This window comes from Phenylobacterium sp. (assembly GCF_028290885.1).
In the GTDB taxonomy this organism is placed as follows: Bacteria; Pseudomonadota; Alphaproteobacteria; order Caulobacterales; family Caulobacteraceae; genus Phenylobacterium.
The window spans coordinates 1-10,514 of sequence record NZ_JAQGIZ010000238.1; the positions used below are offsets into that span (position 1 = coordinate 1).

General features: G+C 68.1%; 11 protein-coding genes. 6 read left to right on the plus strand and 5 right to left on the minus strand.

What is annotated here, in order from left to right; all coding sequences use genetic code 11:
- Positions 1-104 precede the first annotated feature (104 nt).
- Positions 105-1,016 (plus strand): SMP-30/gluconolactonase/LRE family protein, encoded by a 912-nt coding sequence (locus JWP28_RS15705; RefSeq protein ID WP_299544343.1) that lies wholly within the window; start codon positions 105-107, stop codon positions 1,014-1,016.
- A 7-nt stretch (positions 1,017-1,023) separates the two neighbouring features.
- On the opposite strand, the gene JWP28_RS15710 is transcribed toward JWP28_RS15705, so the two are convergent.
- Together JWP28_RS15710 and JWP28_RS15715 are read right to left on the minus strand one after the other, a co-directional pair.
- A complete protein-coding gene (locus JWP28_RS15710; RefSeq protein ID WP_299544346.1) occupies positions 1,024-1,494 on the minus strand; it encodes a GFA family protein in 471 nt (156 codons plus the stop codon).
- A 14-nt stretch (positions 1,495-1,508) separates the two neighbouring features.
- Positions 1,509-2,714: a hypothetical protein gene (locus JWP28_RS15715; protein WP_299544348.1), complete on the minus strand. Its 1,206-nt coding sequence runs from the start codon at positions 2,712-2,714 to the stop codon at positions 1,509-1,511.
- 177 nt (positions 2,715-2,891) lie between these two features.
- Here JWP28_RS15715 and JWP28_RS15720 point away from each other — a divergent pair, with 177 nt between their 5' ends.
- The 4 genes from JWP28_RS15720 (at position 2,892) to JWP28_RS15735 (ending at position 7,269) form a co-directional block, all read left to right on the plus strand.
- On the plus strand, positions 2,892-4,169 hold the full coding sequence (locus JWP28_RS15720) for a cytochrome P450 (RefSeq protein WP_299544350.1): 1,278 nt from the start codon (positions 2,892-2,894) through the stop codon (positions 4,167-4,169).
- A 503-nt stretch (positions 4,170-4,672) separates the two neighbouring features.
- The gene (locus JWP28_RS15725) at positions 4,673-5,395 is read left to right on the plus strand and encodes a hypothetical protein (protein WP_299544353.1); all 723 of its coding nucleotides are present in this window, start codon (positions 4,673-4,675) and stop codon (positions 5,393-5,395) included.
- A 473-nt stretch (positions 5,396-5,868) separates the two neighbouring features.
- A complete protein-coding gene (locus JWP28_RS15730; RefSeq protein WP_299544356.1) occupies positions 5,869-6,909 on the plus strand; it encodes a hypothetical protein in 1,041 nt (346 codons plus the stop codon).
- Between the two features lie 3 nt (positions 6,910-6,912).
- Positions 6,913-7,269, plus strand: a complete 357-nt coding sequence (locus JWP28_RS15735; protein ID WP_299544358.1) for a DUF559 domain-containing protein — start codon at positions 6,913-6,915, stop codon at positions 7,267-7,269.
- Positions 7,270-7,464: 195 nt separating this feature from the next.
- Here JWP28_RS15735 and JWP28_RS15740 read toward each other — a convergent pair whose 3' ends face one another.
- Together JWP28_RS15740 and JWP28_RS15745 are read right to left on the minus strand one after the other, a co-directional pair.
- Positions 7,465-8,343, minus strand: coding sequence for a 3-hydroxybutyryl-CoA dehydrogenase (locus JWP28_RS15740; RefSeq protein ID WP_299544360.1), 879 nt, complete (start codon positions 8,341-8,343; stop codon positions 7,465-7,467).
- A gap of 124 nt (positions 8,344-8,467) precedes the next feature.
- A complete protein-coding gene (locus JWP28_RS15745; protein ID WP_299544362.1) occupies positions 8,468-9,370 on the minus strand; it encodes a LysR substrate-binding domain-containing protein in 903 nt (300 codons plus the stop codon).
- 127 nt (positions 9,371-9,497) lie between these two features.
- Here JWP28_RS15745 and JWP28_RS15750 point away from each other — a divergent pair, with 127 nt between their 5' ends.
- Positions 9,498-9,860, plus strand: a complete 363-nt coding sequence (locus JWP28_RS15750) for a TonB family protein (RefSeq protein WP_299544364.1) — start codon at positions 9,498-9,500, stop codon at positions 9,858-9,860.
- Positions 9,861-9,944: 84 nt separating this feature from the next.
- On the opposite strand, the gene JWP28_RS15755 is transcribed toward JWP28_RS15750, so the two are convergent.
- Positions 9,945-10,514, minus strand: a 570-nt coding sequence (locus JWP28_RS15755; RefSeq protein WP_299544365.1) for an electron transfer flavoprotein subunit alpha/FixB family protein, incomplete at its 5' end; no start/stop codon positions are given.

Genomic DNA, 10,514 nt, shown 5'->3' on the forward strand with positions numbered 1-10,514 from the left:
CTACCCCGCCGGCGAGGACGACGACTATCCCTTCACCATCCGGGTGCTGGAACGCCGCTGATCCTTCGCTATGGTCGCAGCAACAAGAACGGGAGGGACGCGCCATGGACATGCAGCTGGTCGCCGAGGGCTTCGAGTTCCCCGAAGGCCCGATCGCCATGGCCGACGGCTCGGTCGTCCTGACCGAGATCAAGGGCCAGCGGCTCACCCGCGTGCGCCCGGGCGGCCAGAAGGAGACCCTGGTCGAGACCGGCGGCGGCCCCAACGGGGCGGCCATCGGCCCGGACGGCGCCATCTGGATCACCAACAACGGCGGCTCCTTCGAGTGGCTGGACAACCAGGGCCTGACCATCCCCGGGCCGACGCCGGCCAGCCACGTCGGCGGCATGATCCAGCGCTACGACCTGAAGTCCGGCAAGTTGGAGACGGTCTACGAGGCCTGCGAGGGCCGCCGGCTGATCGGGCCCAACGACCTGGTGTTCGACAGGCAGGGCGGCTTCTGGTTCACCGACCACGGCTGCTCGACGCCCGAGGGCCGCAAGTTCGGCGCGCTCTACTACGCCAAGGCCGACGGCAGCCACATCAGCCGCCAGCGCGACCACCTGATCGCCCCCAACGGCGTGGGCCTGTCGCCCGACGAGACGACCGTCTACGCCGCCGACACCCAGCTCGCCCGCCTGTGGGCGTTCGACGTCGCCGAGCCCGGCGTGCTGGCCCCGCCTGCCGGCTTCGCGCCCGGCCGGGTGGTCAAGAACCTCGACGGCTTCAGCTACCTCGACTCGCTGGCGGTGGAGGCCGGCGGCAAGGTCTGCGTCGCCACCATCATCAACGGCGGCATCACCGCCTTCGACCCGTCCGGCGAGACCGAGCACTACCCGTTCCCCGATCTGGTCTGCACCAACATCTGCTTCGGCGGGGCGGACATGATGGACGCCTGGATCACCGCCTCGTCCACCGGCAAGCTCTACAAGGTCCGCTGGCCGCGCCCGGGCCTGAAGCTCAACTTCAACGCCTGACGGTTGACTAACCGCCGCCGAGGATCGCCCTGCGCCGCGCGAGGCTCTCCGGCCGCCAGAGCTCGGCCATCTCGTAGTAGATCTCGAACGCCGGGACCTCCGGCGGCAGGCCGACCCATGGCAGCTTCGAGCGCGTGACGATGTGCGCGTCGGGCGGCAGGGCCTCGGGATCGTCGAGCGTCGTGGCCCGCACGAACCGCAGCGCGGGCCGTCGCCCGTAGTCGGACCACAGCGCCGTCGCGCAGGCCTGGCAGCGGTAGATGTCGTGCGGGCGGCCGCTGTCGGTCGGCATGGAGATCGCCGCCGGCTCGCCGCTCAGCAGCTCGATGCGGTCGGTTTCGATCAGGGCGTTGACGGCGAAGGCCCCGCCGGTCTGGCGCTGGCAGTCGCGGCAGTGGCAGCAGTGGACGATCATCGGCCCGGAGGTCAGGCGGTAGCGCACCGCCCCGCAAGCGCATCCGCCTTCTAGCGTCGCCATCGGCTGTCCTCCGCCTACACCGCCTTGCCGATCGGCTCCGCGCTGTGGGGATCGGGCAGCGGCTCGTCCACGTAAAGCGGCGGCGCCGGGGCCGACTTGTGGGTCTTTTCCTCGCCCGAAAGGCCGTGGCGGAAATCCTGCAGGATTTCGAACAGCTCGTCCAACCCGACCTTCAGCGGCCGTCCCTTGGGGAACCGATAGCGCCAGAAGCTGGCGATGTGCGAGACCGTGCCGGTGCGTTCGCCGAGCGTGATGAACATCCCCGGCGACTTGAGGAGAAAGCTGCGGAAGGCCATGGGGTTGCCGGCGTGGGTCAGCTCGGTGAAGGCGTCGTCGTAGACCTGCAGGGTGTCGCGCACCTGGCGCACCTGGCCAAGGATCGCCTGGTTCACCTGTGCGCCGGCGGCCTTGACCTGACCCAGCAGCTCATCGTCCCGCGGGCCGACTACCTTAATCTCGGTCAGCTCGGCGACGACGTCGCGCAGCTCCGGCCACAGGCTGTTCAGCACCCACTTGTAATAGAGGAAGCCCTTCCAGCAGAAGACGCCTTCGCGAAACTCGTCGCCCTCCAGCCCCAGCGTCACCCGCAGCGGGTCGAGCCGGTCGTCGTCCTCGCCCGAGAGCAGCAGGACCACCAGCTTGGTGATGCCGGCGTTGGGCGCGCCGTCACCCTTGCCGCCGTAGGCCAGGTCGACCAGCTTGGAGATCTCGCCGGACACGAAGCGCTGCATGCGGTCGATATCGGCCAGCGAGATCGCGAAATAGCAGCTGGCGATCTTGAAATCCCGGCGCCTCAGGTGCTCGCGCAGCAGGAACGGATCGAGCGAGGGCAGTTCGTCGATGGCTTCCAGCAGGGCGACGTCGCGGGCCTCGTCGTCCCGGTCGCCGCGCAGGTCGCAGAGCATGTCTTCCCAGCCGCGCTGGCCCACGAACAGCGAGCGCCCGCCCAGGCTGAGGTCGGTCCGCTCGAACGGGATGATCAGCTTGGTGGAGGTCTGCCGCGGCGCCTCGAACACGAACTGCTCGTCGGCGCGCAGCCGGTGCTTGACGACCACCGCGCCGTTCAGGCTGGCCGCCTTGAAGAACGGCGAGGAGAGGTAGTCCGGATCGCGGGCGTTCTGGCTGGCCACCGCGGCCAGGTTGAGGACACGGCTCGTCGACGCCGTGCTTTCGAGGCCCCTCAGGCTCCGATACGACCGGTCTGGTGGGCGCCCAACCAATCCACTCTCCGGTGACGAAGCCGACGCCGTTAAGGATGGCCGGCAAGGTCTACAATTCGGTTAAGGCGCTCCTTGGCGTGGCCTTCCGCTCAGCGCCGGCTTCCCCTTGAGGCCGTTCCGCGCGAATAATAGGGCTGAGGCGGCCTCGCCCGGGCCGCTGCCAAAAGGACATCGGCCATGGACGACGGCTCGATCGATGTGAAGCGCGCGGCCCGCGACGCCGCCTACGCCATGCCGCTCGGCGAGATCAACCCGGCGGACCCGGAGATCTTCCGCACCGACACCTGGGGCCCCTACTTCGAGCGCCTGCGCGCCGAGGACCCGGTGCACTGGGCCGAGAGCGGCGAGGAGGACATCGGCGGCTACTGGTCGGTGGTGAAGTTCAACGACATCATGGCGGTGGATTCCGACCACGAGCGGTTCTCGTCCGAGCCGACCATCGTCCTGCCCGACCCCGCGGAAGACTTCACGCTTCCGATGTTCATCGCCATGGACCCGCCCAAGCACGACGTGCAGCGCAAGACCGTCAGCCCGATCGTCGCCGGCCATAACCTCGCCAACCTGGAGCCGATCATCCGCGAGCGGGCCGCCAAGATCCTCGACGACTGCCCGATCGGCGTAGAGTTCGATTGGGTGGACAAGGTCTCCATCGAGCTCACCACCATGACGCTGGCGACCCTGTTCGACTTCCCCTGGGAAGACCGCCGCAAGCTGACCCGCTGGTCGGACGTCGCCACCGCCTCTCCCGACAGCGGCATCTTCAGCTCCACCGACCCGGAGATCGCCGAGAACGAGCGGCGCGCCGAGCTGTTCGAATGCGTCGACTACTTCATGCGGCTTTGGAACGAGCGGGTGAACGCCCCCCCGAAGCCCGACCTGATCTCCATGCTCTGCCACGGCGAGGCCACCCGCGACATGGACCGCATGGAGTACCTCGGGAACCTGATCCTCCTGATCGTCGGCGGCAACGACACGACGCGCAACACCATCTCCGGCTCGGTGCTGGCGCTGCACCAGAACCCCGACCAGGACCGGAAGCTGCGTGAGAACCCGGAGCTGATCCCCTCGATGGTCTCGGAGACCATCCGCTGGCAGACCCCGCTGGCCTATATGCGCCGCACCGCCATGGAGGACGTGGAGATCGGCGGTAAGACCATCCGGAAGGGCGACAAGGTGGCCATGTGGTACGTCTCGGGCAACCGCGACGAGGAAGTGATCGAGCGGCCCAACGACTACATCATCGACCGCGAGCGCGCGCGGCACCACATGTCGTTCGGCTTCGGCATCCACCGCTGCGTGGGCAACCGGCTGGCCGAGCTGCAGCTGAAGATCATCTGGGAAGAAATCCTCAAGCGCTTCCCCAAGATCGAGGTGGTCGGCACGCCGACACTGGTGAACTCGTCGTTCGTGAAGGGCTACGAAAAGCTGCCGGTGATCATCCCGACGCGCAACTGACGCGGCCGGCGGGAGCGCGTACTCATAACCTCAGCCAGGGTCCGCTCCAGGCGAGAGGTCCAAAGCCCGGGTTCGACCCCTTTCAGCCTTCGAGCGGTTCCGCTTTGCGGCCACCTATGGCTGACAGCCCCGACCGTGACCGGACGCTCGCCTCTCCCCCCGCGAAGCGGAGAGGGAAAGGGTAGGGAGAGGGCGGCGCAGGCGCCTTCGACGCGGCTGGATTGCATCGAGGGCCCGCAGCGGGATCGGGTCCAAGGTTCGGGAGACGGCCAAGCCTGCGCCGCCCTCTCCTTTATACTCTCCCTCTCCGCTTCGCGGGGGGAGAGGCGGCTAGGCTGTGTCCCCTTCCCACCCCGTCCTGCCGTCCGCCGCGTCTGCTTTCTGGCCCTGGGCGTGGCGCAGGCACGAACGTCCGCTTCCCCGTCAGGGGCTTCTGGCGGGAGACGACCCATTGCGGACGTCCCGCGTAAAGGTGAATCTGCCGAATGCTCAGGGCGACTTCCATGTTCGGATTGATCGTGGCCGCGGCCCAACTCGCCGTTGCGCTACCGTCTTATTCGCGGGAGCTACCGGCGACCCTCGTGGGCTGCGCGTCGGATGGACAGCTCGGACCACAGCACGCGCCCAGGTCGGTTCGCGTGCCGTCGATCCCGGCGCCGCTTGCGTCAAAGGTGGCCTACTATGCGTCCGCTGAAGGGCCCGGCGTGCTCGCGCCGAGAGGCTGGCATTGCTTTGGCCTCTATGGGTCCAGCGGCACGACGCTCCTCGTGACGCCCGAGCTGCACTCCTCCGAGCAATTTTTCGCAGATCAGCGCTTCAAGACGCCGGGGCCGGCAGTGGAGGTCTCCTACGAGTACGGCGGCACCTCGGGGCGCTGGTCTGTTGCCCATGCGATTGCGCGGTACTTCCCCGATCAGCGCGGTTTCATAGGAGACGAGAACTTCAAGGGGCTTGACGTCGGGCCGCTTCCCACCGGTCCATACCCCGGTGACGTAATGGGTAGCCGGACCAGCCACTTGGTGCGCTTCGTCACCCCCCCACATGTTGCCGGAATGGGGACAGCCGGCCTTCTTTCGCCGGGAGATGATCCAGTCGACGGTCTGGTGGTCCTCGTGCCGACTGCTGACGGCCCCAACCTGTTGACGCTTAACGCACGGCTTCCTCGAAGTCTGGAGGAGCTTCGACCTCTGATTATCCGAAAAGCTCGGTTCAACGTCCCGGGCTGAATTTCCGCTCCCCACCCCTTCCTGCCGTCCGCCGCGTCTGCTTTCTGGCCCTGGGCGTGGCGCAGGCGCGAACGTCCGCTTCCCGGTCAGGGGCTTCTGGCGGGAGACGACCTATTGCGGACGATCGCTCAAACCGTATCTTCGCGGAACATGATCTATGTCGCCCTCGCCTTCGTGGCCGCGTTCACAAGCCTATTCACCTGGCAGAGCATCACTGCCCTTCGGACAGGGGTTTTCAATGCCATCGGGTGGTCGGCTAGACGCGAAAGCACTCCGGTCCTCTACTGGTTGATCCTCCTCGCGTCCTCGGCCTTGTGCATCGTTGCAGGCCTTTTCTTCCTCTTGCTCCTGCTCTCGTTGATCGTCGTTGGCCCAGTGGGCGGCTGAACGCCGGTTCCCGAGGTCCGCTTGGATGAGGCTCGGATTGTTCTCTATTTGTTCACATTCTGGCATGGCGGTGCTATCCTCCCGCCATGCCCAGCCGCTACCGCCGTGACGCCGCGCGCCTGAAGGCGGAGATCGTGGCGCGGGTGGAGGCGGGCGAGACGCTAGGGGCCATCTGCGCCTCGCCCGGCTTGCCTGCCAAGGACGCGGTGCGGACTTGGGCTAAGGACGATGCGGCGTCCGGCGAGGCGCTGTCGGCGGCTCGGCGGCGGGCGGCCTGGCGGCGGCTGTGGGCCTTCGACGAGGCGAAGGCGCAGGCGTTCCTGGCGCGGGCGCGGGCAGGGCAGCCGGTCAAGTCGCTGGTCGGGCGGCCGGGGATGCCGTCGCGGGAAACCTATCGGCGCTGGAAGATCGCGCATCCGCCGTTCGCGGAGGCGGCGTTCGCCCTGCGGCAGGGGCGGGATGCGCGGGCCCGTGCGTGGGGTCTCGCCCGGCGGCGGGACTTCGATCGCGCCCTGGCGGACCGGATCGTCGTGCGGATGAACAAGGGGCTGAAGCTGGAGGACATCCTGGCGGCCGATCCGGAGTTGCCCGGCTCGGTGACCCTGGCGCGGTGGCGGCGCGAGCAGCCGGAGTTCGACGCGGTGCTGCGGAGGATCTTCGCGGCGCGGCGCGGCGGGCGGCGGCTCCGGTCGTGCCGGAGCCGGTGGTCGAGGAGGTGGTGGACCACATCGTCAAAGGCGGCTCGTTCGCGAGCTTCAGCCGGCTGCCGGGGCGCCGTCGCAGGGCAAGCTGCGCCGCTGGATGCGCGACCGCAACTTCGCCGCGGCCGTGGCGCAGGCGTGCGAGTTCCGCGAGGAGTGGTACGAGGATCAGATCCTGATGATCGCAGAGGGCTCACGGGCGGGACCGGCGGAACGCAGCATCGGGCGCCTGAAACGCCAGCTGGTGCGGCTGCGCCGCCGGCCGGGGACGCCGAAACGAAAAAAGCCTGGGTCCCCGCCTTCGCGGGGATGAGCGGGGAGCCTGGGCGATCGCTTCCTAGATCCCTTCTCCCCTTGTGGGAGAAGGTGGCCCGCGAAGCGGGTCGGATGTGGGGTCGAAAATCCTCGCAGCTCCACCTAAGCTGAGCCATGGACCGCAAGGCGATGGTCAAGCGGGCGCGGGCCCTGCGAAGCAATCCGAGCGCGACGGAACGGCTGTTGTGGAGCCGCCTTCGCCAGCGGAAGCTCGGCGGATTGAAGTTCCGCCGCCAGACGCCGATGGGGCCTTACGTCCTCGACTTCCTCTGCCTCAGGCATCGTCTTATCGTGGAAGCCGACGGTCCCTTCCATGATCCGGCGCGCGACGCGATCCGCGACGCCTGGCTTGAGGCGAAGGGTTTCCGGGTGCTGAGATTCAGCAATCAGGAAATCCGCAGTGCGCCCGACGTGGTGGCGGATCGCATCCTGGCCGCAGTGGACGAGCTCGGCCCGGTTCCCAGAATTTGAGATGCTCAAGATGCACTGTCCTTCTCCCCCTGTGGGAGAAGGTGGCCTGCGCAGCAGGTCGGATGTGGGGTCTCTCAGAAACCTCAGCTTCACCCGATGCTTAGTTTCGCGCGGATGACGGAGCGCGACCCCACATCCGTCAGCCTTCGGCTGCCACCTTCTCCCACAAGGGGAGAAGGATGTTGAACCCGCCCCTTACCGCGTCGGGATCGGGTGTTCGCCGCGGTAGTCGTAGAAGCCGCGGCCGGCCTTGCGGCCGAGCCAGCCGGCCTCGACGTACTTCACCAGCAGCGGACAGGGGCGGTACTTGCTATCCGCCAGGCCCTCGTAGAGCACGTTCATGATCGAGAGCACGGTGTCGAGGCCGATGAAGTCGCCGAGCTCCAGCGGCCCCATCGGATGGTTGGCGCCCAGCCGCATGGCCGTGTCGATGGCCTCCACGGTGCCGACTCCCTCGTAGAGGGTGTAGATCGCTTCGTTGATCATCGGCACCAGGACGCGGTTGACGATGAAGGCGGGGAAGTCCTCGGCGTTGGCGGTGGTCTTGCCCAGCGACTGGGCGAACTGCACCGCGGTCTCGTAGGTCTCGGGGCCGGTGGCGATGCCGCGGATGATCTCCACGAGCTTCATCAGGGGGGCCGGGTTCATGAAATGCAGGCCGATGAACCGGTCCGGCCGGTCGGTGGCCGCGGCCAGCCGGGTGATCGAGATCGAGGAGGTGTTGGAGGCCAGCAGCGTCTTGTCGGAGAGGTGCGGCCCCAGCGCCTTGAAGATGGTCTTCTTGGTCTCTTCGTTCTCAGTGGCCGCCTCGATCGCGAGGTCCGTGCCGCCGATGGCCTGCAGCTCGTCGACAGGCTTGATGCGGGTCAGCGCCGCGTCCATCGCCGCCTGGTCGATGATGCCGCGCACCACCTGGCGGGTCAGGTTGTGGTGGATCAGGCTCATGCCGGCTTCCAGCCGCTCGGCGCTCACGTCGTGCAGCAGGACGTCGTAGCCGCCAAGCGCCACCACATGGGCGATACCGGTCCCCATCTGGCCCGCGCCGATGACGCCGACCGACTTAATTTGCACCATTCAGCAGAGCCTCGATGAGCGGCCGCAGCTTGGGCGGCCTTATTTTTTGTGACGGCGTTCTAACATACCGGCGCCGTACCGCCGCAAGGCTTTTGCTGCGGCGCAGCGTGGCGCCCGGCCGGCGCTAGAAGCCGTCCATCGGGGCGACGCTGGATTCCGCCGCGCTTTCCGCCACCAGCCAGTCGCGCAGCGCGTGGATGCGGCGCAACTTGGGGCTGTCCGCGCGCCAGGCGACATAGAAGGCGAACTCGTTCTCCACCGCCTCCGGCAGCAGCCGCACCAGGCGCCCGCTCGCCAGGTCCTGCTGGACGAGGCTGGACCGGGCCAGGGCCACGCCCATGCCCTGGGCGGCGGCGTCCAGCACCATCAGCGAGTCCTCGAACTCGGGACCGGACGGCGCCGGCTCCGGCAGGTCGAAGCCTGAGAACCACAAACTCCAGGGCCGGTGCTTGTGGCGCAGCAGGGGCGCGCGGAGCAGGTCCTCCGCCGTGTTGATCGCCTCGCGCCCGGCCAGCGCCGGGCTGCAAACCGGGAACAGCTGCTCGCGGAACAGGAGGGCCTTCTCGATGCCATGCTCCTGCCCGTGGCCGTAGCGGATGCCGACGTCCACGCCATCGGTCACGAAGTCGGCCATGCGGCCCTCGACCCGCAGCTCCAGGTTGCCGCCCGCCGGGTCAGCCAGCAGCTTGGGCAGGCGCGACGGCAGCCAGCGGGCGCCGAACTGCGGATCCAGGCTCACCACCAGCGGGTCGCGGTCCGCGGACGAGGTGAAATCCGCGACGGCGTCCCCCAGGATCTTCAGCGCCTTCGCGACGTGGTCCGCCAGGCGCACGGCCTCCGGCGTCGGGATCATCCCGTTGCCCTGGCGGCGGAACAGGCGGGCGCCGAGCTCGGCCTCCAGCCGCCGGATCTGCTGGCTGACGGCGCCGTGGGTGACGGCGAGCTCGCCTGCCGCGCGGCTGTAGCTGCGATGCCGGGCGGCGGCTTCGAGGGCGCGAAGGGCGAAGAAGGGCGGCAGGCGTCTCACGGTCTCGGTTGTTAGCTCAAGTAACAACCTCGAGCAAAATCTATCGTTCGTAACCGGCCGGCGCGATCCCCACCTGAAGCTTGCGGCGCCGCGGTTTTTGAACAGTCAAAACAAGGACGTAAAGACCATGAAGACCTCCCTCCTCCTGGCGGGCGTGAGCGCCCTGCTGTTCGCCGCCGCCGCTTCCCATGCGGCTCCCTCCGAGTCGGACCAGTATGCCCAACGGGCCAACGCCAAGGCCGAAGCCCTGCTGCGCGCGGCGGGCGTCGACACCGCAACCCATGCCGTTTCGGTCCGCGCCAAGGTGAGCCCCGACGGACACCTCACCAGCGTGCAGGTCATCCGCACCTCCGGCTCCCCTGAGGTCGACCGCGCCGTCGCGGCGGTGCTGCGGAAGATCGTGCTGGCCGATGCGCCGGCCGGATTGCTCGACGGCGCGGTGACCCTCAACGTCGGGTCGGGTCCGGTCGTCCAGGCCGACGCGCGTTGAGGCCGGCTCTCCGGGGCCTATCGGTCAAACAAAAAGGGGCGGTCCGCGAGGGGCCGCCCCTTCCATTTTTTGTTCGGCGTCGGCCTATTTGCCTGCGGCGGTGAGGGCGGCCATCAGCTCCGGCACGGCGGTCTTGTAGTCGGCCACCAGGCCGTAGTCGGCGACCTGGAAGATCGGCGCGTCGGCGTCCTTGTTGATCGCCACGATCACCTTGGAATCCTTCATGCCGGCCAGGTGCTGGATGGCGCCCGAGATGCCGATGGCGATGTAGAGTTCCGGCGCCACCACCTTGCCGGTCTGGCCGACCTGGTAGTCGTTCGGCGCATAGCCGGCGTCGACGGCTGCGCGGGACGCGCCGACCGCGGCGCCCAGCTTGTCGGCGAGCGGCTCGATCACCTTGTGGAACTCTTCCGCCGAGCCCATCGCCCGGCCGCCGGAGACCACGATCTTGGCGCCCGAGAGTTCCGGACGCTCCGACTTCACCAGCTTCTGGTCGACGAAGTGGGTCTTGGCGGGCTTCGCGGGCGCGGGGATGGTCTCGACCTTGGCCGAGCCGCCGTCCGCCGCCGCCTTGAAGACGGTGGGCCTGACGGTGATCACCTTCTTGGCGTCGGAGGATTGCACGGTCTCCAGCGCGTTGCCGGCGTAGATCGG